24 protein-coding genes are annotated in these 23,581 nt (G+C 68.1%); 13 read left to right on the top strand and 11 right to left on the bottom strand.

What is annotated here, in order from left to right; genetic code table 11:
• Window positions 1–137 precede the first annotated feature (137 nt).
• The gene (locus AB9O74_RS10400) at window positions 138–2,258 is read right to left on the bottom strand and encodes a M13 family metallopeptidase (protein WP_369349248.1); all 2,121 of its coding nucleotides are present in this window, start codon (window positions 2,256–2,258) and stop codon (window positions 138–140) included.
• Between the two features lie 306 nt (window positions 2,259–2,564).
• Here AB9O74_RS10400 and AB9O74_RS10395 point away from each other — a divergent pair, with 306 nt between their 5' ends.
• Window positions 2,565–5,513, top strand: coding sequence for an EAL domain-containing protein (locus AB9O74_RS10395; RefSeq protein ID WP_369349247.1), 2,949 nt, complete (start codon window positions 2,565–2,567; stop codon window positions 5,511–5,513).
• Between the two features lie 33 nt (window positions 5,514–5,546).
• On the opposite strand, the gene AB9O74_RS10390 is transcribed toward AB9O74_RS10395, so the two are convergent.
• Window positions 5,547–6,428, bottom strand: coding sequence for a LysR family transcriptional regulator (locus AB9O74_RS10390; protein ID WP_369349246.1), 882 nt, complete (start codon window positions 6,426–6,428; stop codon window positions 5,547–5,549).
• A 115-nt stretch (window positions 6,429–6,543) separates the two neighbouring features.
• On the opposite strand from AB9O74_RS10390, the gene AB9O74_RS10385 reads away from it, so the two are divergent.
• Both AB9O74_RS10385 and AB9O74_RS10380 read left to right on the top strand, forming a co-directional pair.
• Window positions 6,544–7,356, top strand: coding sequence for a dioxygenase (locus AB9O74_RS10385; protein WP_369349245.1), 813 nt, complete (start codon window positions 6,544–6,546; stop codon window positions 7,354–7,356).
• Between the two features lie 108 nt (window positions 7,357–7,464).
• The gene (locus tag AB9O74_RS10380; protein ID WP_369349244.1) at window positions 7,465–9,108 is read left to right on the top strand and encodes a Na+/H+ antiporter; all 1,644 of its coding nucleotides are present in this window, start codon (window positions 7,465–7,467) and stop codon (window positions 9,106–9,108) included.
• 108 nt (window positions 9,109–9,216) lie between these two features.
• Here the strand turns inward: AB9O74_RS10380 and AB9O74_RS10375 are convergent, their stop codons facing one another.
• Complete coding sequence (locus AB9O74_RS10375) at window positions 9,217–9,468, bottom strand: DUF3297 family protein (protein WP_088432755.1); 252 nt, start codon at window positions 9,466–9,468, stop codon at window positions 9,217–9,219.
• 136 nt (window positions 9,469–9,604) lie between these two features.
• Here AB9O74_RS10375 and AB9O74_RS10370 point away from each other — a divergent pair, with 136 nt between their 5' ends.
• A complete protein-coding gene (locus tag AB9O74_RS10370) occupies window positions 9,605–10,147 on the top strand; it encodes a hypothetical protein (protein ID WP_369349243.1) in 543 nt (180 codons plus the stop codon).
• A gap of 42 nt (window positions 10,148–10,189) precedes the next feature.
• Here AB9O74_RS10370 and AB9O74_RS10365 read toward each other — a convergent pair whose 3' ends face one another.
• The 5 genes from AB9O74_RS10365 to msrB form a co-directional block, all read right to left on the bottom strand.
• The gene (locus AB9O74_RS10365; RefSeq protein ID WP_369349242.1) at window positions 10,190–10,462 is read right to left on the bottom strand and encodes a DUF4031 domain-containing protein; all 273 of its coding nucleotides are present in this window, start codon (window positions 10,460–10,462) and stop codon (window positions 10,190–10,192) included.
• A 14-nt stretch (window positions 10,463–10,476) separates the two neighbouring features.
• Window positions 10,477–10,980 (bottom strand): hypothetical protein, encoded by a 504-nt coding sequence (locus AB9O74_RS10360; RefSeq protein ID WP_369349241.1) that lies wholly within the window; start codon window positions 10,978–10,980, stop codon window positions 10,477–10,479.
• A 104-nt stretch (window positions 10,981–11,084) separates the two neighbouring features.
• A complete protein-coding gene (motB, locus tag AB9O74_RS10355) occupies window positions 11,085–12,029 on the bottom strand; it encodes a flagellar motor protein MotB (protein WP_346489237.1) in 945 nt (314 codons plus the stop codon).
• Between the two features lie 9 nt (window positions 12,030–12,038).
• Window positions 12,039–12,893: a flagellar motor stator protein MotA gene (gene motA / locus AB9O74_RS10350; protein ID WP_176990637.1), complete on the bottom strand. Its 855-nt coding sequence runs from the start codon at window positions 12,891–12,893 to the stop codon at window positions 12,039–12,041.
• 147 nt (window positions 12,894–13,040) lie between these two features.
• Window positions 13,041–13,508 carry a peptide-methionine (R)-S-oxide reductase MsrB gene (gene msrB, locus AB9O74_RS10345; RefSeq protein WP_176990638.1) on the bottom strand — a complete coding sequence of 156 codons (468 nt, stop codon included), beginning with the start codon at window positions 13,506–13,508 and terminating at the stop codon, window positions 13,041–13,043.
• A gap of 127 nt (window positions 13,509–13,635) precedes the next feature.
• Between msrB and AB9O74_RS10340 the strand changes: the two genes are divergently transcribed.
• Window positions 13,636–14,058, top strand: a complete 423-nt coding sequence (locus AB9O74_RS10340; RefSeq protein ID WP_369349240.1) for a classical arabinogalactan protein 4 — start codon at window positions 13,636–13,638, stop codon at window positions 14,056–14,058.
• Between the two features lie 173 nt (window positions 14,059–14,231).
• A complete protein-coding gene (locus AB9O74_RS10335; RefSeq protein WP_176990639.1) occupies window positions 14,232–14,402 on the top strand; it encodes a lana protein in 171 nt (56 codons plus the stop codon).
• Between the two features lie 70 nt (window positions 14,403–14,472).
• Here AB9O74_RS10335 and AB9O74_RS10330 read toward each other — a convergent pair whose 3' ends face one another.
• Complete coding sequence (locus AB9O74_RS10330) at window positions 14,473–14,952, bottom strand: Lrp/AsnC ligand binding domain-containing protein (protein WP_019185754.1); 480 nt, start codon at window positions 14,950–14,952, stop codon at window positions 14,473–14,475.
• A gap of 149 nt (window positions 14,953–15,101) precedes the next feature.
• Between AB9O74_RS10330 and AB9O74_RS10325 the strand changes: the two genes are divergently transcribed.
• Complete coding sequence (locus tag AB9O74_RS10325; protein ID WP_369349239.1) at window positions 15,102–16,412, top strand: D-amino acid dehydrogenase; 1,311 nt, start codon at window positions 15,102–15,104, stop codon at window positions 16,410–16,412.
• Complete coding sequence (gene alr / locus AB9O74_RS10320) at window positions 16,391–17,464, top strand: alanine racemase (protein ID WP_176990641.1); 1,074 nt, start codon at window positions 16,391–16,393, stop codon at window positions 17,462–17,464. Before AB9O74_RS10325 ends, alr begins: the two co-directional genes overlap by 22 nt.
• Window positions 17,465–17,472: 8 nt before the next feature.
• On the opposite strand, the gene AB9O74_RS10315 is transcribed toward alr, so the two are convergent.
• On the bottom strand, window positions 17,473–18,039 hold the full coding sequence (locus AB9O74_RS10315; RefSeq protein WP_369349237.1) for a DUF3016 domain-containing protein: 567 nt from the start codon (window positions 18,037–18,039) through the stop codon (window positions 17,473–17,475).
• Window positions 18,040–18,273: 234 nt separating this feature from the next.
• Here AB9O74_RS10315 and AB9O74_RS10310 point away from each other — a divergent pair, with 234 nt between their 5' ends.
• Both AB9O74_RS10310 and AB9O74_RS10305 read left to right on the top strand, forming a co-directional pair.
• Window positions 18,274–20,259, top strand: coding sequence for an ATP-binding protein (locus AB9O74_RS10310; RefSeq protein ID WP_176990689.1), 1,986 nt, complete (start codon window positions 18,274–18,276; stop codon window positions 20,257–20,259).
• A 67-nt stretch (window positions 20,260–20,326) separates the two neighbouring features.
• On the top strand, window positions 20,327–20,617 hold the full coding sequence (locus AB9O74_RS10305) for a DUF3247 family protein (protein ID WP_369349236.1): 291 nt from the start codon (window positions 20,327–20,329) through the stop codon (window positions 20,615–20,617).
• A gap of 33 nt (window positions 20,618–20,650) precedes the next feature.
• On the opposite strand, the gene AB9O74_RS10300 is transcribed toward AB9O74_RS10305, so the two are convergent.
• Window positions 20,651–20,914 carry a hypothetical protein gene (locus AB9O74_RS10300; protein ID WP_123731285.1) on the bottom strand — a complete coding sequence of 88 codons (264 nt, stop codon included), beginning with the start codon at window positions 20,912–20,914 and terminating at the stop codon, window positions 20,651–20,653.
• 142 nt (window positions 20,915–21,056) lie between these two features.
• On the opposite strand from AB9O74_RS10300, the gene AB9O74_RS10295 reads away from it, so the two are divergent.
• The 3 genes from AB9O74_RS10295 to AB9O74_RS10285 are packed head-to-tail and all read left to right on the top strand — an operon-like array spanning window position 21,057 to window position 23,568.
• Window positions 21,057–22,178 (top strand): class I SAM-dependent methyltransferase, encoded by a 1,122-nt coding sequence (locus AB9O74_RS10295; RefSeq protein WP_369349235.1) that lies wholly within the window; start codon window positions 21,057–21,059, stop codon window positions 22,176–22,178.
• Window positions 22,175–22,879 carry a pseudouridine synthase gene (locus tag AB9O74_RS10290; RefSeq protein ID WP_176990645.1) on the top strand — a complete coding sequence of 235 codons (705 nt, stop codon included), beginning with the start codon at window positions 22,175–22,177 and terminating at the stop codon, window positions 22,877–22,879. Before AB9O74_RS10295 ends, AB9O74_RS10290 begins: the two co-directional genes overlap by 4 nt.
• Window positions 22,876–23,568: an HAD family hydrolase gene (locus AB9O74_RS10285; protein WP_369349234.1), complete on the top strand. Its 693-nt coding sequence runs from the start codon at window positions 22,876–22,878 to the stop codon at window positions 23,566–23,568. The genes AB9O74_RS10290 and AB9O74_RS10285 overlap by 4 nt, the downstream gene beginning before the upstream one ends.
• Window positions 23,569–23,581 lie beyond the last annotated feature (13 nt).

The raw sequence follows: 23,581 nt of genomic DNA, 5'->3' as shown, positions 1-23,581 counted from the left end.
CCCCACACCCCACCCATGCCCGCCCAAACCAGCGCAAACGCAGACCCCAGCCGTTGCTCCGCTCCAGCTTTGCAGGGCAAAAAAAACGGGCGCCGTAGCGCCCGTTCTTTCATCTCAGCAAAGTGCGATGAAACACCTCACCACACCTTGACCCGCTTCTCCGGCGCCAGATACAGCTTCTGGCCTTCCTTCACCTCGAAGGCCGGATACCACGCATCCAGGTTGCGCACCGTCAACGCACGGAACTGGCCCGGTGCATGCACATTGGTCAACAGCGAATTGCGCAGCGCCTGCTCACGCGCCTTGCTGCGCCACGCCTGCGCGAAGCCCAGGAAGAACCGCTGATCCGGCGTGAAGCCCTCCAGCGTCTGCCCCGGCTTGCCCTGCAGCGACAGCTGATACGCATCGTAGGCCGTCGACAGACCTGCCACATCGGCAATGTTCTCGCCCAGCGTCAGACGACCATTCACCGAGACCCCCGGGAACGGACTGTAGCTGCTGAACTGCGCCGCCAGCGCATCGCCTGCCGCGTTGAATTGCTTCAGATCCTCCGCCGTCCACCAGTTCTGCAGCTTGCCCGTCTCATCGAACAGAGCACCGGCATTGTCGAACCCGTGGCTGATCTCATGGCCGATCACCGCGCCGATCGCACCGTAGTTCACCGCATCATCGGCCGCACCATCGAAGAACGGCGGCTGCAGGATCGCGGCCGGGAACACCAGGCGGTTCTCCAGCGGCACGTTCATCGCATTGATGGTCTGCGGCAGCATCGCCCACTCGCTGTGGTCGACCGGCTTGCCGAGCTTGGCGATGTTGCGGCGGTACTCAAACAGCTCCGCCCGCTCGGCATTGCCCAGCGCGTCATCGCGCTTGATCTCCAGGCCGGTGTAGTCGCGCCACTTGTCCGGGTAGCCCATGCCGACGGTCAGGCCCTCGACCTTGGCCTTGGCGCGCGCCTTGGTCTGCGGCGACATCCACTCCAGTGCATCGATGCGCTTGGCGAACGCGGCAATGATGTTCTTGGCCATCTCATCGGCGCGGGCCTTGGTGGCCGGGTCGAAATGACGCTCGACGTACAGCTTGCCGATCGCTTCGCCGACCGCATGGTTGCTGTCATCGACGGCACGCTTCCAGCGCTCGCTCTGCTGCGGCGTCCCGTTGAGCGTGGTGCCGTGGAAGGCGAAGCGCGCATCGGCGAACGACTTGGGCAGGTACGGTGCGGCGCGGTCCAGTGCGTGGAAGGCCAGGTAGTCCTTCCAGACCTCCAGCGGCTCGGTGGCGACCAGGCGCGAAATGCCGGCCACGGCCTTGGGCTGCCACACGATGAAGTCCTGCTGGGCATCCAGGCCGGCGGAGGCCAGGAAGGCGCTCCAGTCCATGCCCGGCGCCTTCGCGCTCAGGTCGGCCTGCTTCCAGGCGTTGGCGCCCTTGGCGACGTCGTTGGTGGCTTCCTGCGTAGAGTGCGCCTGGGCGATCTTGGTCTCCAGCGCGACGATGCGCTGGGCCTTGGCCGCCGGATCGGCGACGCCGGCCAGCTGCAGCACCTGCGCGATGTAGGCCTGGTACTGCTTGCGGATCTCGGCCATGCGGCCGCCCTGCAGGTAGAAGTCGCGGTCCGGCAGGCCCAGGCCGCCCTGCACCAGGTACGGCGCGGTGCGGTCGGGCTGCAGCAGATCCACCGACACCCACACGCCGAACAGGCGGTCGGTGTAGAAGTTGGTGGCGTTGAGCAGGTCGACGTCGGCGCGCAGGGTGCCGCCCAGGGCGGTGGCGAGCGCGGCCTTGTCACCGATCCCGGCGATGGCGTCCAGCTCGGGCTTGACCGGGGCGGCGCCGCGCGACTCGATGCCGGTCTCGTCCATGAAGGCGGCGTAGTAATCGCCGATCAGCTTGGTCTCGCCTTCGGCCTTGGTATCGGCCGCGGCGCCCTCGAGGATCGCGCGGGTGTCGGCCAGCGTCTTTTCGGAAATGACGTTGAAGCTGCCGTAGCTGGAGCGGTCGGCCGGAATCTCGGTGTTCTTGACCCAGGTGCCATTGGCGAAGCCGAAGAAGTCATCGCCGGCGGCGATGCTGCGGTCCATGCCGGCGGCGTCGAAGCCGAAGCTGCCCAGCTGCGGCGTGGGCGCGGCCGGTTGCGCCGGGGCGGTCTCGGGCGCGGCGGCGGCCGGCGCAGTGGCCTCGCGGTCGCAGGCGGCCAGGCTCAGCGACAGGCTGGCGGCAATGGCGAGCATCAGGGTGGGGCGACGCAGCTTGGACATGGGGCTTCTCAGCAACGGAAACGTCCAAGTCTAATCCCGTCCGGGGCGCCCGGTTATGCCGGCTGCGGCGGCATCGGGTACCGGATGTGCCCGTCCCCCGGGTTCACCGAGGTGAACCGCCGCCGGGGTGCTTCCCGTGCCGCGTGCGCTGGTGCATGCTGGGGCGGCACGGATTCCGCGCGCGCCTTCTGGGCGCCCGCGTGGCGATCAAGGCGTCAAGAATCCCGGGCAGCGGCCGCTCAGGTTTGGGGAAACCAGGAAGCGTTTACAGATGAAGTCAGCCTGTCGTGCGGAAAAAGGGTTGCGATGCCCGCGTTGAACCGTGCCCTGGCGCGGCCGCTGCGGACCTTCGTGTGGCTCGGGGCCTGCCTGGGCGTGCTGCTGGCCGCCGGGCTGGTGGCGATGCTGGTCAATGATGCCCAGCGCCGGCAGGAAGCCGCGCAGCGCCAGAGCTCGGCGCTGGCGACCGGTGCCCAGCGCCTGCTGCGGCTGGAGCTGCGCAATCTGGAGCGGGCCATGCAGGGCATTTCCCGGGACGGGGCGCTGCTGTTCCAGCGCGTGCCCGCGCAGGCCCCGGACCTGCTCGATGCGGGCATCGCAGGCACCCTGCAGCGGCATGCCGAACTGCACAGCATCGTCGTGGTCGATCAGTACGGGCGCGCCCTGACCAGCGGCAGCGGCGACCTGCAGTTGCCGCTCTGGGCAGTGGATGACAACCGCGGCAGGGGCAGCCAGCTGTTCCTCGGTCCGCCGCAGGCGCTGGACAGCACGCACTGGATCCTGCCGCTGGCGTTGCCGATGGGCGGAGACCGCTGGCTGCTCGCACGGCTGCGCACCTCGGAACTGCAGTCGGTCATCGGCGGCATGGATACCGGCGAGGCCGGGGTGATTTCGATCACCGACCCACAGGGCTATGTGCTGGCGCGCAGCCCCGATCCGGTGGGCGTGGTGGGGCGCCGCTTCGGCCTGGCCAAGCGCGAGCTGCTGCGCCGCGATGCCCTGACCCCATTGGGGACGGAGACCAGCGCGGTCGATGGCGTCGAGCGCATCTCCAGCCTCAGCACGCTGGCCCAGTACCCGCTCGCGGTGTACGCCGGGTTGGGCCGGCGCGATGTGCTGGCGGCCTGGTGGCCGTATGTGCAGGCCTCGGTCGGGGTCTACCTGCTGTACTGGGCGCTGTTTGGCGCGGTCTATGTCAGCCTGCGCCGCGCCACGCGCGACCAGGACAGCCTGAGCGAGGAGCTGCGTACCGGCCACGCCGAACTGCGCATGGCCCATCAGGTCGGCAAGGTCTGCACCTGGTACGTGGACGAGGATGCCTGCCTGCTGCGCTGGTCACCGCTGGCCCGCGAGATTTTCGGCATCGATATCGAGAGCCTGCCGCTCGCCGATTTCTTCGCGCGCGTGCACCACGACGACACGGCGCGCATGCAGCAGGCCTTCGACGCCGCGTTCGCCGGCAGCGGCGTGCTCGATGAAATGTTCCGCCTGGTGTTGCCGGGCGGGGCGATCCGCTGGGTCTCCGCGCGCGGCCAGCGGGTGGCGGTGGTGGACCGCGAGCGACGCATGATCGGCGCGCTGACCGATGTCAGCGAGCGGGTCGATGCGCTGGCCCGTGTGCAGCAGGCCGAGCGCCAGTTCCGTCTGTTGTTCGATCGCAATCCGGCGCCGTTCTGGGTGTTCGATCCGGACACGCTGCGCTTTCTCGAGGTCAACGAAGCGGCGGTGCGCCAGTACGGCTACAGCCGCGATGAATTCCTGTCGATGAGCATCCTCGACATCCGCCCGCGCGAAGGCTGGGAGGAAATCCGCGGGGCGATCGCGCAGGCCCGCATCGGCGATGTGCAGGACGCGCAGGTGCGCCTGCACCAGCGCAAGGACGGCAGCGTCTTCGAGGTGCGTGCGCATCTGGCGCGGCTGGATTTCGATGGCCGCCAGGCCTGTCTGGTGCTGGCCGAGGACGTCAGCGAGCGGCTGGCCTATGAGCGCGACCTGGCCTACCACGCCACCCACAACCCGGCGACCGGCCTGCTCAACACGCGCGCACTGGCCGCGCAGCTGGACGAGGAGGGCGGGGCGTACACGATCGCGTACGTGCAGTTCCGCGGCCTGCAGCTGGTGTCGGACACGCTGGGTCGCGAAGTCGGCGACGTGGTGCTGCAGGCGATGGCCAAGCGCCTGGGCGGGCTCGGCGTGCGCTACGGCCTGCTGGCCTTCCAGCCTGCCGAGGATTTCATCTTCGCCATCCGCGACGACCATCAGCGCCAGACCGCGCTGGATACGCTGGTGCAGACGGTGTCCGAACCGGTGCGCGGGCAGGATTGGCTGCACCAGTTCGAGCCGCGCATCGGCGTCGCCGTGAAGTTCGACGGCGATGCCAGCACGGCCGAGCAGGTCATCGGCATGGCCGCGCAGGCCGCGCATGCGGCGCGCGACGAAGGCAATGTCATCGCGTGGTACGACACCACCGTGAGTTCCCGTTTTGCCGAGCGGCTGCGCCTGGCCGGGCGCATCCACAGTGCGATCGATACCGAGTTCGAGCTGTACTACCAGCCGATCTGCCACGCCGGCGACAGCAGCCCGGCCGCGCTGGAAGCCCTGCTGCGCTGGCCGCAGGCGGATGGCAGCTTCATTCCGCCGGGCGAGTTCATCCAGCTGTGCGAGGACACCGGGCTGATCCTCGCGCTCGGCCGCTGGGTGATCCGCGCCGCGGCACAGGCACAGCGGCAGCTGGTCGATGCCGGCTGGGACCTGCCGATCGCGGTAAACGTCTCGGCGGTGCAGTTCTTCAACAGCGATCTGGTCGCCGAATTCACCCGCGCCAGCCAGGAGTTCGGGCTGGCCCGCGGTGCGCTGCAGGTCGAGCTGACCGAGAGCAGCCTGATGCGCAAGCCGGGCCAGGCCAAGCAGACCATGCAGCGCCTGCACGAGCAGGGCATCTGCATTTCGCTGGATGATTTCGGCACCGGGTATTCCAACATGTCCTATCTGCAGCATCTGCCGCTGGACATCCTGAAGATCGACCGCAGCTTCGTGGCGGACGTGGAAACCAATCCGCGCAATGCCTCGATCTGCCGCGCGCTGCTGTCACTGGGCCACAGCATGGGCCTGACCATCATCGCCGAAGGCGTGGAGACCCCGGGCCAGCATCAATGGCTGGCCGCGCACGGCTGCGACCAGGTGCAGGGCTATCTGCTCGGCCGGCCGATGCCGCTGGCCAAAGTGATCGCACAGCTGGAATCGGTGGAGGCGTAACGCCGGGGGCTGCCCGGCCGCCGCCACGCGTGGTCAGCCCAGCGCTTCGACCAGGTAGTCGATGAAGCTGCGGACCTTGGGCGCCAGATGGCTGCGGCTGGTGTACACCGCGTGGATGCCGATGCCGGGCACCGCCCACGCGGGCAGCACGCGTTCCAACCGGCCGTCGGCGATGGCCTCGGCGACCAGGAAGTCCGGCTGCACGATGATGCCCATGCCGGCGATCGCGGCCTCGCGCAGCACATCGCCATTGTTGGCGCGGATGCTGCCGTGCACCGGCACGGAGACCTCGCCACGCGGGCCGTGCAGCTGCCAGGCATCGCCACCGGCCCAGTAGCTGTAGCTCAGGCAATCGTGTGCGGACAGGTCTTCAGGCTGCTGCGGGCGGCCGTGCGCATCCAGATACGACGGCGCCGCGCACAGGCTGATCTGCACGTCGGCGAGCTTGCGCGCGATCAGGGTCGGGCTGGGCTGGCGGGTGATGCGGATCGCCACGTCGTAGCCTTCTTCCACCATGTCCACCAGGCGGTCGGACAACGACAGGTCCAGTTCCACCTGCGGGTAGCGCGCGCGATAGCCGGCCAGCAGCGGACCGAGCCGCGCGATGCCATAGCTGACCGGCGCGTTGATCCGCAGCCGTCCGGAGGGCTCCAGCGCCTGCGCGCTGATGCCGGCCTCCAGCGCATCGAATTCGGCCAGCAGACGCACGCACTCGGCGTAATAGGCCGCGCCCGTGCTGGTCGGGCTCACGCGACGGGTCGTACGGTTGAGCAGGCGGGTCGACAGGCGCTTTTCCAGCGCGGCGATCTGCCGGGTGACCCCCGCCGTGGACAGGTCCAGGGCCTGCGCGGCGGCACTGAAGCCGTTGCGCTCGACCACGGCGACAAACACACGCATGGCGTCCAGAGTGTCCATTGTTTCTCTTTCCGGAATAAACAGCGTCGATGCATCGTATTTATTGGCGGATCCGTACGCAATAGTCTGAGATCCAGGAACCGCCCCGGTTGGCGTCCCGCTATTGGAGTCCGTGATGTCCCGCTTGCCCTCCCTTTACATCTCCCACGGTTCGCCGATGACCGCGCTGAATCCCGGTCTGATCGGCGAGCGCCTGGCCGCACTGGCGGCGCGCCTGCCGCGGCCGCGCGCGATCGTGATGGCCTCGGCGCACTGGCTGACCCACCAGCCGGTGGTGGGCGGGCATGCCCAGCCGCCCACGATCCACGATTTCGGGGGTTTTCCGCAGGCGCTGTTCGATCTGCAGTACCCGGCGCCGGGCGACCCCGCACTGGCCCAGGAGATCGCGCAGCGGCTGACTGCGGCCGGCCTGCCGACGGCGACCGATCCGCAGCGCGGCCTCGACCACGGTGCCTGGGTGCCGCTGCGCTTCCTGTACCCGCAGGCGGAGATTCCGGTCGTGCCGCTGGCGATCCAGCCATTGCTTGGGCCGGCCCATCAGTTCGCGCTTGGCCGCGCGCTGGCGCCGCTGCGCGAACAGGGCGTGCTGTTGATCGGCTCGGGCAGCATCACCCACAACCTGCACGATTGGCGCAGCTACCAAGACGGCAAGGAAGCGCCGTATGTGCGGCCCTTCATCGAGTGGGTGGAGCAGCGCCTGCAGGCCGATGACAGTGCCGCACTCCTGGACTACCGCCGTCAGGCCCCGCACGCCGTGCAGGCGCACCCCAGCGACGAGCACCTGCAGCCGCTGCACTTCGCGATGGGCGCGGCCGGTGGTGATGCGCTCGGCGCACAGCGTATCGATGCCGGCATCGATGCCGGTTTCCTGGCGATGGACATCTATCGCTTCGACGGCGCCGACGCGCAGCTGCTGTCCGCCGACTGAGCCTGGTTCGCCCCGCGCATTCGCGTGGCGGCGCACGTGTGGTACGTTTTTTCCTGTTTCCGGCGCCGGCTGCCCGCAGCCTCCCCCGCGCTGCTTACTGGAAAATGCATGCATACCATTGAAGTCGTCCTGGCGATGCTGGTGGCGGTGGTCGCCAGCGGCTACCTGGTCCGCGTCCTGCCGTTGTCCCTGCCGCTGCCGCTGGTGCAGATCGGGCTGGGCGCGGTCATTGCCGGGGTGTTCAACCGCGGCCACGCGCTGGAGCCGGAGATGTTCTTCCTGCTGTTCCTGCCGCCGCTGCTGTTCCTGGATGGCTGGCGCATCCCCAAGCAGGGCCTGTTCCGCGATAAAGGCGTGATCCTGGAGCTGGCGTTCGGGCTGGTGGTGTTCACCGTGATCGGTGCCGGCTTCCTGATTCACTGGATGATCCCGGTGATGCCGCTGGCCGTGGCCTTCGCGCTGGCGGCGATCATCTCGCCGACCGATCCGGTGGCGGTCGGTTCGATCGCCTCGCGCGCGCCGATCCCCAAGCGGCTGATGCACATCCTGGAAGGCGAGTCGCTGCTCAACGATGCCTCCGGCCTGGTCTGCTTCCGCTTCGCGGTGGCAGCCGTGATGACCGGCACCTTCTCGCTGGCGACAGCCTCGCTCACCTTCCTGTGGGTGGCGGTGGCCGGGCTGGCGATCGGTGTGGCGGTGACGCTGGGCGTGTCGACCTTCCAGCGCTGGCTGTGGCGGCGCTTCGGTGAGGAGCCCGGCGCGGCGCTGCTGGTGAATCTGCTGATCCCGTTCGCCGCCTACCTGCTGGCCGAAGAGTTCAACGCCTCGGGCATCCTCTCCGCGGTCGCCGCGGGCATCACGATGAGCTACGTGGAACTGAGCGGCCGCGTCTCGGGCAGCATGCGCGTGCAGCGTACGGCCGTGTGGAACATGCTGCAGTTCAGCTTCAACGGCATCATGTTCGTGCTGCTCGGCGAGCAGCTGCCCGGCATCGTCGAGCGCGCGATCAAGACGGTCAGCGAGAGCGGGCACCACAGTGCGTGGTGGCTGCTGGTCTACGTGGTGGTGATCAACCTGGCGCTGGTGCTGCTGCGCCTGGCCTGGGTGTGGCTGTCGCTGCGCTGGAGCCTGCTGCGCGCGCGGCACCGGGGTGAAGCACGCCCGGGCACGTCGTGGCGGATCGTGGTGGCGACCTCGCTGGCCGGCGTGCGCGGGGCGATCACCCTGGCCGGCGTGCTGACCCTGCCGCTGTTCCTGCCCGATGGCAGTGCGTTCCCGGCGCGCGATCTGGTGATCTTCCTCGCCGCGGCGGTGATCCTGATCTCGCTGGTCGGGGCCAGCATCGCGCTGCCGCGCCTGCTCAAGGGGCTGGAACTGCCGGCCGATTCGGGCGAGCGCAAGGAAGAAGACCTGGCCCGCAAGCTCGCCGCCAAGGCCGCGCTGGCCGGGGTGGAGCGTACGCGCCAGCAGCTGGTGCAGAACCAGACCACCGAGAACGTGCAGCTCTACAACGACGCCGCCTCACGGGTGAGCCTGCTGTACCAGCGCAATCTGGAGAAGGACGCCGGGCCGGATGCCGATCCGGAAAAGGTGAAGCGGATGGAGCAGGGCTATCGCCAGCTGCGCACCGCCGGGCTCACCGCCGAGCGCGAAGAGCTGTTCCGGCTGACCCGGCGCGGGAAGATTTCCGATGAGATCTCGCGCAGGCTGATCCGCAACCTGGACCTGCTGGAGACGCGGCAACGCGATTGAAGCCGCACCGTGCCACCCCATGGGTGGCTGCGCGGACCTGCTGGAACCCACGCGCCCGGGACGAAGGGCAGCCACCCATGGGGTGGCTCTACCCCGGCACACGTGGGATCAGGCGTCCGGCTTCTGATCCAGGAAGTAGGCCACCACGGTGCCCTTGATCTTGATCGTCATCGGGTTGCCGCGACGGTCGCGGGCCTTGCCGGCCTGCACGCGGATCCAGCCTTCGCTGACCGAATACTCCTCGACGTTGTCGCGCTCGACATCGTTGAAGCGGATGCCCACGCCGCGCTCCAGCGCAGCGGCATCGTGGAAGGGGCTGGCCGGGTTGATCGCCAGGTGATCGGGAGGGGTATCGCTCATGGTCACAGGATGCTGACGACCACCAAGGCCGTCTTCTGGCGTACAGGATAAACCGCAGCGGGCCCCGCGCCGAATTTCGCTTCCTGCCAACGCCCTTGCACGGCAGAATGCGCCCCTGTCTCCAGGAATACCGGTCATGCCCGACAACAGCGATTATTTCGACTTCGAAGAAGAGGAACGCGATTTCGACGAGGACGATTTCGAGGCGCGGATCTGGAACCTGTTCGTGCTGATCAACCCGGGCGATGAAGAACTGGCCCTGCAGCAGTTCAACCGCTGGCGCGAGGCACTGCTGGAAAGTGGTGAAGGCATCGATGAAGACGCCGACTGGCTGCCGCCGATGATGGCTGCGATCGCCTGGCAGTCCGGCTTCGAGGTCGAGCGCAGCGATGCCGATGCGCTGATGTCGGCCGTCAACGAGCTGTCCGCGCGCTGGAACCTGCAGATCGACTGGGGTGGCGACCTGGACGATGAGGATTTCGCCGCCGGGGTGGACGCGCCGGCGCTGATGGCTACCGCCCACGACCGCCTGCGCGAGCACAACTATGCGCTGTGGAGCGTGGATTCCGGCAATGACACCCTGGCCGGCTGGATGGCGCTCAACCGCGATGACGACGCGATGCTGGCGCTGTGCTCGCTGCTGGGCGTGGAAGTGCGGCCGGGCAGCGATCCGTTCTGACGGCGTGACCGCGGTCTGCGTATGCCGACCAACGGTCGGCACCTACCGGTATTGGCTTCTCGCATTGGCGATGACCGCTTTGACCAGCTCGCGGTCCGTATGCCGTGAGATGGCCTGTGCGCCCAGGGCGATCGCCTGCAGGCGCAGCGGGGCGGGCACGTCGTAGTGCGCGCCGCTGCGGCGGTTCTGGAACGCCCGCAGCGGAATCCCGAGCTGCGCCGCCATGGCGTGCAGCTCGGGCAGGGTGTCGGCCATCAGATGCGCCCAGCGCTCGCCGCGCCAGGGGTGTACCGCATCGTCGATATAGACCGTCACCGGATCGCCGTGGCTCAGGCCTGCGGCTTGTCGTCGCTGGCGGCCGGGGCCGGCTCGGCATCTGCCGGGGCAGCGGCGGCGTCGTCGGCCACGATCTCGGCATCGTCGGCGTCGGCGTCGGCTTCGTCGTCACCTTCCACGCCTTCGAACTCGGAAACCAGCTGCGACAGGTACTCGTCGGCGGTCTTGCCTTCATCGGCGGCCAGGTCGTCGATCAGCTGCTGTAGCTGGGTCGAGTACTCCAGGTTGACCTTGCGGCCTTCCTTCTCCTGGACGTTGGACAGGTGCTTGAGCATGGCCAGCATCGGCACCGGGTTGTCGGCGTTGCCCATGGTCTGGCCGCCGATGGCCAGCAGCCACTCGGTGCCCTGCAGGCCGATCGCGGCGACGACCTGGCCTTCTTCGTTGGTCAGCACGGCATGGTTCTGCACCGGCTGCTGGGCGTTGAGGCGGTTGATCGGACGCTTGGGCTGCTGCTTCTTGCGCTTGTCGCGCTTGGCCTTGGACTGCTTGGACATGAGGACGGTCTATCTACAAAAGGAAAGACCCATTGTAGTGCCGGCCGCTGGCCGGCTCCACGGATTCCCTGAATTCCCCCCTGCAGCTCCCGCCGCCGCGCCCCTTACGGCGCGACAGCCGGCGCCAGCGCCGCCTGGATATCCGCATCGGCCGCCGTGGGCGACAGCGCCACTTCCTGGCCGGCACCGGCCAGGGCGGCGGCCTCGGCAGCCTTGGTCATCACCACGATGCTGATCCGGCGGTTGATCGGGTTGTCCGGCTGGGTCCGGTCGAACAGCACCGACGAGGACAGGCCGACCACACGGGTCACCTTGTCTTCGGTCATCCCGCCATCCAGCAGCGCACGCCGGGCGGCGTTGGCGCGGTCGGCGCTGAGCTCCCAGTTGCTGTAGCCATGCACGGCGTTGTACGCGGTGGTGTCGGTATGCCCGGTGATGCTGATCCGGTTCGGCACGTGGTTGATGAACTGCGACAGCTCCCGCAGGATCTCGCGCGTGTAGGGCTTGAGCGTGGCGCTGCCCATGTCGAACATCGGGCGGTTCTGCTTGTCCACGATCTGGATGCGCAGGCCTTCCGGGGTGAGGTCGAGCAGCAGCTGGTCCTTGAACGGCTCCAGCGCCTGGCTCTTGCTGATCGCTTCTTCCAGCTCCTGCTTGAGCGCTTCGAGCTGCTGCTTCTCCCGCTCGCGATCGGTCTGCGGCACCGGCTTGGTGGCCTGCTGGCTCTGGAAGGGATCGTTGCTGTTGCCGCGCGAGATGTCGGTGGCGCCACCCAGTTTGATCATCGAGGTGCTGGCGCCGCCCGGACCGGCCATGCCGGGGGCCGGAGTGGAGCTGCTGCCGGCCAGCGGGCTGGGGTTGCGGAAGTACTCGGAGATCGCCGCGCGCTCGGGCTTGGTGGTGGCGGCCATCAGCCACAGCACCAGGAAGAAGGCCATCATCGCGGTCACGAAGTCGGCATAGGCCACCTTCCAGGCACCGCCATGGTGCGCGGCGTGGCCGGCCTTCTTGACCCGGCGGACGATGACGGTGGGTTTGTTCTCGGCCATGGCGCTGCCTTACTTGACCGTCTTGAGGTGCTGTTCGAACGCGCTGAAGCCCGGACGCACGTTGGACGGCAGGGTCTTGCGGGCGAATTCGAGGGCGATCTTCGGGTTGTAGCCGCGCAGGCAGGCCAGCAGGGCAGTCTTCACCGATTCGTAGATGCGCGCGTCCTGTTCGGCGCGGGCTTCCACGGCCGAGGCCAGCGGGCCGACGAAGCCATAGGCCAGCAGGATGCCCAGGAAGGTGCCGACCAGTGCGCCGGCGACGTGCGCGCCGACTTCGGTGATCTCGCCGCCGATCGAGCCCATGGTGATCACGATGCCGAGCACCGCAGCCACGATGCCGAAGCCCGGCAGGCCGTCGGCGACCTTGTTGAGCACCGCCGCCGGCTGCATCGCCTCGCCGTGATGCTTCTCCAGCTCCATCTCCAGCAGCGGCTCCAGCTCATGCGGCTCGATGTTGCTGCCGATCATCAGGCGCAGGCAGTCGGTGATGAAGTCGACCAGGTGATGGTCGGCCTGCACCTTGGGGTAGTTGGCGAAGATGCTGCTCTCGGCCGGGCGCTCGACATGGTCTTCCAGCGCCATGAAGCCTTCGCGGCGGGCCTTGTTGAGCAGTTCGTAGAGCAGGCTGAGGACGTCGATGTAGTCCTGCTGCTTGTAGCGCGGGCCCTTGAACACGCCGACGGTGGCCTGCAGGGTCTGCTTCACGGTTTTGACCGGGGTGCCGACCAGGAACGCGCCCAGCGCGGCGCCGCCGATGATCACCAGTTCATAGGGCTGCCACAGCGCGCCGAGTTTGCCGTGCGCGCCCACATAACCGCCAAGCACGCTGAGGATGACGACGAGAAGTCCAACGATGATGAGCATGGGGCCGACGCGGGAAGGGGATACCTCCATGTCGGCCCCTTCACACCTTTTCTGAAGGGGGGCGTTCGACCAATGTCACACTTTTGCGCCGTCGCGTGCGGGCCCAGCCTCAGGCAAGCCGCAAGCGTGCGGACCGACGGGCCGTGCTTACGCCGCCGCGCCGGCTTCAGCACCGCCGCGCTGCAGGGGATCCGGATAGGCCTGCCCGTTGGGCGTGAACGACAGCGAGACCGAGTTCAGGCAGTGGCGCTCGTGGGTCGGCGGCGGGCCATCGGGGAACACATGGCCGAGATGGCTGTCACATCGCGCGCAGACGATTTCGGTGCGGACCATGCCATGGCTGGCATCGCGGATCTCGCGGACATGGGCCGGGTCGAAGGGGGCGAAGAAGCTCGGCCAGCCGGTGCCGGAGTCGAACTTGGTGCTGGAGCGGAACAGCGGCAGGCCACACAAGCGGCAGCCGTAGACCCCGTCCTGCTTGTTGTCCAGGAAGACGCCGCAGAACGGCGCCTCGGTGCCATGGTGCAGCAGCACGCGCTGTTCATCGGCACTGAGCCCGGCGACCAAGGCCTGGCGCTGGGCGTCGGTGGGCGGGGAAAGGTCGAAAGCGGTCATGGGCAGTCCTCGTGGCGATGCACCCTACATTGGGCCGCCGCCCGGGAGTTCCAAGCCGCCGTTGTTCATGGCGCTGATACCCGCACGGGTGCATGGTGAAGGCCTGAACCGCCGCCGGGAGATCGCCATGTACCGCCCACGTCGCCTCGCCGCTGCCCTGCTGGTGCTGCTGCCGTTGAGCGCGGCCGCGCAGATCGGCCCGCCGCCCAAGCCCACCGCCACGCGCCCGGTGGTCGCGCCGCAGCCGACGCCCACGCCGCTGCCCATCCCCGTCCAACCGGCGCCGGTCGACAGCCTGTCCGGGCAGATGGCGCCGGTGAAGTCGTCCTCGCAGACCCAGCAGCAGCTGCGCACGCATCCGATCCAGAGCAAAGGCCCGTCGCAGCCTGCGCCGATGCAGGGGCCCGCGATACAGGGCAAGGTCTACGACCGTCATGGCCGGATCATTCCCGGGGCCCGGCAGGTGAGCCCCAACCGTGTGCTCGATACCCGCACCGGCCGTTACTACGACTCCATTCCCAGCGGCGACGGCCAGCAGATCAAACCGTAAACGACGGGGGTCGCCGGCGAACAAGATGAATGGTTTACATCGCCTTGCCCGCAGTCATCGCCGTCAACGGAATGCCTCACCGATTTTTCGCCTGTGATTAACCGGCTCGGCGAGACCCTGTCCACGCGCCGCAACACAGCGCATCCCCGAGGTTTTTCGAGAAGAGTGCAATCATGGCTAACCAGCAGAACCGCAGTCCCGGCAAGGCGCCGCAGGAACAGCAGGGCAGTCAGCAACAGAACCAGAAGCCCGGCCAGCAGAACCAGCAGCAGTGGGACCAGCAGAATCAGAAGGGCGGCAAGCAGCAGGACCAGAAGCATCAGGACCAGAAACAGCAGCGCTGATGCGCTTGACGCAATGAACGAAGGCGGTGCGCACATGCGCGCCGCCTTTCTGCTTTGAACCGGCCCGCGCTCAATCCGGGATCGGCAGGGTCAGGGTTTCCTTGACCTCTTCCATGACGATGTAGCTCTTGGATTCACGCACATGCGGCAGGGTCAGCAGCGTGCTGCCAAGCAGCTTGCGGTACGAGGCCATCTCGCTGATGCGCGCCTTGAGCAGGTAATCGAAGTCGCCCGAGACCAGATGGCATTCCAGCACGTTGGGCAGCTTCAACGCCGCACGCCGGAACTCTTCGAAGATGTCACCGGACTTGTAGGCCAGGCTGATCTCCACGAACACCAGCAGGCTGGCCTTGAGATAATGCGGATCGAGCTTGGCGTAGTAGCCGGTGATGGCGCCGTCGCGCTCGAGCCGGCGGACGCGCTCGGTGCAGGGCGTGGTCGACAGGCCGACGCGCTCGCCCAGCTCGGTGAAGGAAATCCGGCCCTCGTCCTGCAGGATGCGCAGGATCTTGCGGTCGATCTTGTCCAGTTCGCGGGCACGCGCAGCCATCGGCGTCAGCCTCTCAAGGGTGTTGGCAGGACAATACCCTGCCTCAGGCTCTAAAAACAGGCGAATTGCTTGGTTGTGGCTGACTATACTTCCTCAATTATGGTCCCTGCGTGCTCCTGCGCAGGGAATGATCGGGTTGGAGAGGTGTCATGCGCGTTCTAGTCCTTGGCAGCGGTGTGATCGGCACGACCAGTGCCTGGTACCTGCGGCAGGCCGGGTTTGAAGTCACGGTCGTCGACCGCCAGCCCGGTCCGGCGCTGGAAACCAGTTTCGCCAACGCAGGCCAGCTGTCGTTCGGCTATACCTCGCCCTGGGCGGCCCCGGGCGTGCCGCTCAAGGCGGTCAAGTGGCTGTTCTCCGAACATGCACCGCTGGCGATCCGCCCCGGCCTGGATTGGCACCAGTACCGCTGGCTGGCGCAGATGCTGCGCAACTGCACGCACGAGCGCTACGCGATCAACAAGGCGCGCATGGTGCGCATGTCCGAGTACAGCCGCGATTGCCTCAACGACCTCCGCCGCGAGACCGGCATCGAGTTCGAAGGCCGCGACCTGGGCACCACCCAGCTGTTCCGTACCCAGCAGCAGCTGGATGCCTCCGCGCAGGACATCGAGGTGCTGGCGCAGTACGGCGTGCCCTATCAGGTGCTCGACCGCGACGGCATCATCGCGCACGAACCGGCCCTGGCCGGCGTGGCCGACACGCTCGTCGGCGCGCTGCGCCTGCCGCGCGACCAGACCGGCGACTGCCAGCTGTTCACCCGCCGCCTGGCGCAGATGTGTGTCGATGCCGGGGTCGAATTCCGCTTCGACCAGGACATCGCCGGCCTGCAGAGCGACGGCGACCGCATCACCGGTGTGCGCATCGACGGCAAGCTGGAAACCGCCGATCACTACGTGGTCGCGCTGGGCAGCTATTCGCCGTCGCTGGTCGCGCCGCTGGGCATGCAGCTGCCGGTGTACCCACTCAAGGGTTACTCGCTGACGCTGCCGATCACCGACCCGGCGATGGCCCCGACCTCGACCATCCTGGACGAAAGCTACAAGGTGGCCGTGACCCGCTTCGACGACCGCATCCGCGTGGGTGGCATGGCCGAAGTGGGCGGGTTCGACCTGTCCCTCTCGCCGCGCCGCCGCGCCACGCTCGAGAAGGTCGTGCGCGATCTGTACCCGCACGGCGGCGATCTGTCGCGCGCCGAGTTCTGGACCGGCCTGCGACCGGCCACGCCGGATGGCACGCCGGTGGTCGGCGCCACGCCGTACCGCAACCTGTTCCTCAATACCGGCCACGGCACCCTGGGCTGGACCATGGCGTGCGGCTCCGGCCGCTACCTGGCCGACCTGATGGATGCCCGCCAGCCGCAGATCAGCACCGAAGGCCTGGATATCTTCCGTTACACCCACCACGCCGCGTCCGTCCGTCACCGTGAGTCGAGTTCATGCGCCCAGCCCGTGCGTTGATTGATCTGGACGCGCTGCGCGGCAACTACCGGCTGGCACGCGAACTGGGGGGCGGCAAGGCCGTTGCAGTGATCAAGGCCGATGCCTACGGGCACGGTGCGGTGCGCTGCGCCCGTGCGCTGCAGGCCGAGGCCGATGCGTTCGGCGTGGCCTGCATCGAGGAAGCGCTGGAACTGCGGGCGGCCGGCATCACCGGTCCGATCCTCTTGCTGGAAGGCTTCTTCGACGCTGACGAGCTGCCGTTGATCGTCGAACACGATCTGTGGTTCGCGGTCGGCGCGCCGTGGCAGGTCGAGGCGGTCGCCGCGTTCCAGACCACCGCCACGCTTACCGTGTGGTTGAAGCTGGACAGCGGCATGCATCGCCTGGGCCTGTGGCCGGACGAGTTCCGCGCCGCGCATGCCACGCTGAGCACGCTGGCGCATGTCGGGCCGATGGTGCTGATGACCCACATGGCGCGTGCCGACGAACTGGACAGCCCGCGCACCCGCGAGCAGGCCGACGTGTTTGCCGCCGCCATCGAGGGTCTGGCCGGGCAGACCAGCCTGTGCAATTCGCCCGCGCTGCTGGGCTGGCCGGACGTGCGCAGCGACTGGGTCCGTCCGGGCCTGATGTTGTACGGGATCAACCCGATGCCCGCGCATACCGCGCTGACCCAGCGCCTGCGCCCGGTCATGACCATGCGCTCGAAAATCTTCGCGGTGCGCGATATCGCGGTGGGCGAGCCGGTCGGCTACGGCGCGCGGTTCGTCGCGCAGCGGCCGACCCGGGTCGGCGTGGTCGCCCTCGGCTATGCCGATGGTTACCCGCAGTTCGCGCCGAACGGCACGCCCGTGCGCATCGATGAGCAGCCCGGCATCGTGATCGGTCGGGTCTCGATGGACATGCTCACCGTCGACCTCACCCACCTGCCGCAGGCCGGTATCGGCAGCACGGTGACGCTGTGGGGCGATGCCCCGCGCATCGAGGCGCTGGCACCGCTGTGCGGTGTCAGTGCCTACCAGCTGCCGTGCGGCGTGAAGCGGGTCGTGCGCGAGTACCTGGGCGGCTGAGGGATGGCTCAGGTGCTGGCGGTGGCCTGGTTGCGCAGCTCGCGCCGGATCCAGTCATCCAGCAGGCGCTTCTCGTAGCGCAGCGGATCGGTGTCGCTCTGCCGGCCGATGTTGTGCAGGTAGCCGGTGTCCTGCAGCTTGCGCTCCCCTTCGCCGATCACCTGGCCCTGCGCATCCTTGAGGGTGTAGGTCAGCGACACGCGCGGCGGATAGATGTCGCGCATCACCCGGATGTCGTTGGAGCGCGGGCCGTGCCACGGCTCGTAATCGCCGGCGCGTTTGATGTCGGTAAACGTCACTTCCAGCGTCTGGCCAGGCTGCAGCTCCTTGCCGGCGGTGGTCTGGACGTACTTGGCCAGCTGCTGCACCCAGTCGCCGCGTTCGGCTTCGAAGCGGTTGTTGCTCTGGCGGATCTCGGTGAACTGCGCCGGGTCGGTCCAGGTCACCTGGACCGGGCCATCGGCCTGGAGCGCGCGCGGGGCCTGCGGGTCGGTCACGGTACGCGGGGCGGCGGAGGCACTGCCGACGAGCAGCAGGCCAGCCAGAGCGCCGGCGATCAGGGATGTGCGGTTCATGACAACTCCTGGGTCGCGATCACAAGTGGGATCAGGTGCCCAGTGTGATCCCGATCCGGGTGGCCCACAATGCAGGCGTGTATGCTCCGCCTCTGCGGTTGGCGCCAATTCACCCAGGCCCGCCCCCCGACCCTCGGCGCTTGACGCTGCGAATACGCGCGTTGGCCGATCCTGTCCTCCTCTGTTTCGCCAGTTGCCTCATTGAAGCCCTTGCCCAGCCTGCCCACTTCGACGTTGGAACGCGCCTCTTTCCTGGCTTCATCGCCGGATCCGGCCCTGTATCGCACGGTACTTGAACGCCTGAATGCGGGGTTCTGCATCATCGAAGTGATCTTCGATGACGCGGGTGTCGGCGTTGACTACCGGTTCGTCGAGGTAAACGAGGCGTTTGCCCGTAACACCGGGCTCGACAACGCCTGTGGCCAGCGGATGAGCAGCCTGCAGCCCGGGCATGAGCAGGATTGGTACCGTGTCTATGGCGAGGTGGCACTGAGCGGCCAGGCCAGGCAGTTCGAGATGGAAGCACGCGCCTTGAACCGGTGGTACTCGGTCGAGGCGGTCAGGGTGGGCGAGCCCGGCGAGCATCTGGTGGCCGTGGTGTTCTTCGACATCACCAACCGCAAGCACATCGAAGTGGAGCTGGCCGAAAGCGAGGCGCGCTTCAGTGCGCTGGCCGATGGCCTGCCGATGCCGGTCTGGGTGCTGGATGAGCGTGGCCATTCGCGCTTCGTCAACAGCGCCTTCAGTGAGTTCTTCGGCGGCGATGAGCAGCGCGTGCCGGATGACGTCTGGCGTGGGCTGGTGCATCCCGATGATGCCTCGGTGTTCGATTACGAACTGCAGGAAGCGCTGAAGTCGCAGCGCTCCATGCACGCGCTGGTCCGCGGCCGCCGCGCCGATGGCCAGTGGCGCTGGCTGGAAATGAATGCGCGTCCGCGCTTCTCGCGGATGGGCCGTTTCATCGGCCTTGCCGGCAGCAGTCCGGACGTGACCGAGCGCCGCGAGATCGAAATGGCGCGCGAGGAACTGCTGCAGTCCGAGCGTGCCGCACGCAGCGCTGCCGAAAACATGGCGCGCTTGAAGGATGAGTTCCTGGCCACGCTGTCGCACGAGCTTCGCACCCCGCTGACCACCATCCTGGGCTGGAGCGAACTGCTGCTGCAGCGCATCGACAACACCAGCCCGATGTACAAGGGCCTGGGCGTGATCGCCAACAGTGCGATGGCGCAGAAACGCCTGATCTCGGACATGCTGGACCTGAGCAGCATGCTGCTGGGCAAGGTCCAGCTGGAAGTGGAGATGCTGGATCTGCGCGCGCAGCTGGAAGAAGCGATGCGCGCGCAGGAGCTGGTCGCCGAAGGCAAAGCGCTGTCGATGGAACTGGTGATGCCCGACGAGCCCTGCCTGGTGCTCGGCGATGCCACGCGCCTGCAGCAGGTGCTGTGGAACCTGCTCTCCAACGCGATCAAGTTCACCCCCGCCGAAGGGCGCGTGATCCTGACCCTGGCCGCCGACGGTGGGCAGTGGTCGATCACAGTGACCGATTCCGGCGACGGTATCGCACCGGAATTCCTGCGCCATCTGTTCAGCCGCTTCCGCCAGGCCGACGGCACCACTACGCGCCGCCACGGCGGGTTGGGGCTTGGGCTGGCGATCGTGCAGCAGCTGGTCGAACTGCATGGCGGCGTGGTCGCGGCCAGCAGCGAGGGCCACGGGCAGGGGGCGAGCTTCAACGTGCGCCTGCCGCGCTATCAGCCACAGGCTGACGGTCGTCCGCTGCGCGAAGTGTTCAGTGGCCCGATCACCGAGCAGATCATCGAACCGTACCCGCTCAAGGGCCTGCACCTGCTGGCCGTGGAAGACCAGCCCGAAGTGCTGGAGTACCTGCGGCGGCTGCTGGAGGAACAGGGGGCCTCGGTCACCACGGCCTCCTCGGCCGGGGAAGCGCTGGCCCTGCTCAACGAGAACGGGCATGAGGGCATCGACGCGCTGCTGACCGATATCGGCATGCCGGGCATGGATGGCTACGGGCTGGTCCGCACGCTGCGCGACAACATGGGGGTGGAACCCGACGCGCTGCCGGCCGTGGCGGTGACGGCGCTGGCGCGTGCCGACGATCGCAAGCGCGCGCTCGCCTCGGGCTTCCAGGAACATGTGGCCAAGCCGTATTCGGTGGCCCAGCTGGTCGCCGCTGTGCGCGGCGTGCTTGGCGGGCGCTGAGCGTCCGCCGTTGGCGGTGTGTTGACGCCGCCACGGGCACACTGAGGCGTACGCCACAGGAGTTGCCATGTCCCGTTACGCCCCCCGCATCCACACCGATCCGGCCGCCATCGCGGCTCTGGAAGCGCTGCTGCCGCAGCTGCATGGCCAGATCCAGGTCGAACTCACGCTTGACGATGGTAGCCGCCTGCTGGGCACCGTTGCCGTGCAGCCGACGCTGCAGCAGTACCGCGACGCCGAGGAGAACGAAGGCAGCAATGGCCAGCTGCGGCTGGACGATCTGGACACCCCGGTGCAGCAGCACGTGGTGTGGCTGGACCAGATCAAGGCCATCCGGCAGCTGCCCTACCGCGAGTGATCGCGGTGGGCAGGCGCGCCGCCAGAGACGGGATCAGTGGATGAATTCGCTGGGTTCGGCCTCGAAACGGCGCGCGTAGGCCCGCTCATCGGCGATCCGGGCCACTTCTTCATCGGCCAGGTCCGGGGCGCCATACACCGCATAGGCCACGCTGCCGTCGGCCGTTTTGCCGACCTGGTGGAGCCGGTAGCGCGAATGGCCGCCGCCGGTGTCTTCGGGGTAATGCACCGGTGGTTGGCTGCCCTCCATGTCCATCTCGCTGTTGTCGACTACGCCACCGACGAACAATGCACGCATGAGCCATCTCCACGGGAAGTGAGGCTCCACCCTGCCGGTTTGGATGTTGTCAGGGCATCAACAGGACGTTGAATAAACGCAAATCCGGGTGGGGCGGGGCGAACCGGTAGAATGGCGGCCTCTTTCAAGATGTGCCCCCCGCATGGCTGCCCAGCACGACGCTCCCCTGGAAACCCTGTTCCTGCCGTTCGCCAGTGGCGTGCTGTCCTGGCCCGCCGGCCCCGTGCTGTTCCTGCGCGCCCGCGATGGCGCCCCGCTGCGCGAGCACGCCCAGCCGGCCCAGCTGGTCTGCGAGCAGAGCTTCCGCCCGTTCGCCGATGCGCTGGAAGCCAGTGGCTGGACGGTGCGCGACGAACAGCAGCTGGCCACCGATGCCACCCGCTACGCGGTGGTGCTGGTGCTGCCGCCGCGCCAGCGTGAGGAAGCCAAGGCCCTGTTCGCCCGCGCGCTGGCCCTGGCCGCCCCGGGCGGCATCGTGGTGGCCTGCCAGCACAACAACGAAGGGGCGCGCTCCGGCGAAGGCGACCTGCAGCAGCTGGCCGGCCTGGGCGGCAAGCTGACCAAGAACCACTGCCGCGCCTACTGGACCGCCCCGCTCAACGGCCAGCACGACGCCGCGCTGGCGCAGCGCTGGGCGTCGCTGGACGCGCCGCGCGCGATCCTGGGCGGCCTCTTCCAGAGCCGCCCGGGCATCTTCGCCTGGGACCGCATCGACCCGGCCTCGGCCCTGCTGGTCGAGCAGCTGCCGGCCGATCTGGCCGGCCGTGGCGCCGACCTGGGCGCCGGCTTCGGCTATCTGTCCGCCGAAGTGCTGGCGCGCTGCCCGAACGTGACTGCGCTGGACCTGTACGAGGCCGAAGGCCGCGCGCTGGCGCTGGCCCGCGAGAACCTCGGCGCGCTCGGCAAGCCGGCGGCGCTGGCCTACCACTGGCAGGACGTCACCGCCGGGATCGACGGCGAGTACGACTTCATCGTGACCAACCCGCCGTTCCACACCCCGTCCCGCGCCGACCGTCCCGACATCGGCCAGCGCTTCATCGCCGTGGCCGCGCAGGCGCTGCGCCCGGGCGGCCGGATGTGGCTGGTGGCCAACCGCCACCTGCCGTACGAGCAGATCCTCAACGAGAGCTTCGGCCAGGTCCGCGTGGCCGCCGAGCGCGATGGCTTCAAGCTGATCGAAGCGACCAAGGCCAGCAAGAACGCCACGCCGGTCCGGACGCCGCGCAGCACCGAGCCGAAGTGGGGCCGCGGAGGCCGCGCATGAAGCTGGTCAAGCTGTTGGCCAACCTCGGCTATGGCAGCCGCAAGCAGGTGCAGGGGATGTTCCGCGCCGGCCTGATCACCGATGCCGAGGGCGAGGTGCTGTACGCCGACGACGCGGTCGCGCATGAGGCGATCCGGGTCGAGGGCGAGCCGCTGGACCCGCCGCAGGGCCTGACCCTGCTGCTGCACAAGCCGCGCGGCTATACCTGCTCGACCAAGGACAAGGGCCGGCTGATCTACGACCTGCTGCCGCCGCGCTATCGCGACCGTGCGCCGGTGCTGTCCTCGGTGGGGCGCCTGGACCGCGATACCAGCGGGATGCTGCTGATGACCGACGACGGCGCGCTGCTGCACCGGATCGTGTCGCCGAAGTCGCGCCTGGACAAGGCCTACGAGGTCACCTTGGCCGAAGACCTGCGCGGCGATGAAACCGCGCGCTTCGCCAGCGGCACGCTGCTGCTGGAATCGGATGACAAGCCGCTGCTGCCGGCCGAGCTGCACGTCAACGGGCCGCGCCAGGCGCAGTTGGTGCTGCATGAAGGCCGCTACCACCAGGCCCGCCGCATGTTCGCGGCGGTCGGCAACCACGTCGAGGCACTGCATCGCAGCCGCATCGGCGGGCTGTCGCTCGGCGGGCTGCCGGAAGGCGAGTGGCGCATGCTGGATGCGGCCGATCTCGAGACACTGTTCAACGTCCCATGACCGCCTTCGCCGCGCTGCCGTTCCTGCCCGACGCCGTCATCTTCGACATGGACGGCCTCATGATCGACAGCGAGCGGGTCTCGGTCGCGTGCTGGTCGCAGGCGGCGCAGGAACTGGCGCTGCCGTTCCCGGAGGGGTTCTGGCTGCGCATGGTGGGCCTGGGTGATCGCGATTGCGAACGCCTGCTGCTGCAGACGGTGAATGCCGCGCAGGTCGCTGCGCTGTTCGCGCGCTGTCATGACCTGTACGAGGCGCGTACGCAGCAGGGGCTGCCGCTGCGTCCGGGCATCCTGGAGATCCTGCAGCTGCTGCACGAACACGGCATTCCGCGTGCGGTGGCGACCTCGACGCGGCAGCCGCGTGCCTCGCGCAAGCTGGCGGCGGCCGGGCTGCTGCCGTTCTTCGAGGTGGTGGTGACCAGCAGCGACGTGTCGCATCCCAAGCCGGCCCCGGACATCTATCTGCTGGCGGCGCAGAAGCTGGGCAAGGACCCGGCGCGCTGCCTGGCGCTGGAGGATTCCCCCGCCGGCATCCGCGCGGCGGTGGGGGCGGGCATGACCGCGATCCAGGTGCCGGACCTGGTGCATCCGGACGAGGAACTGCGTGCGCTGGGGCATCGCATCGTCGATTCGTTGCTGGATGCGCGGCAGTTGCTGGTGCCGTTGTTGCGGATGACCGGCCCGCGGTAACGAATGGCGTTGC

Source organism: Stenotrophomonas sp. JAG2 (assembly GCF_041080745.1).
Taxonomy (GTDB): domain Bacteria; phylum Pseudomonadota; class Gammaproteobacteria; order Xanthomonadales; family Xanthomonadaceae; genus Stenotrophomonas; species Stenotrophomonas maltophilia_AA.
This window is presented reverse-complemented; position numbering and strand designations above follow the sequence as displayed.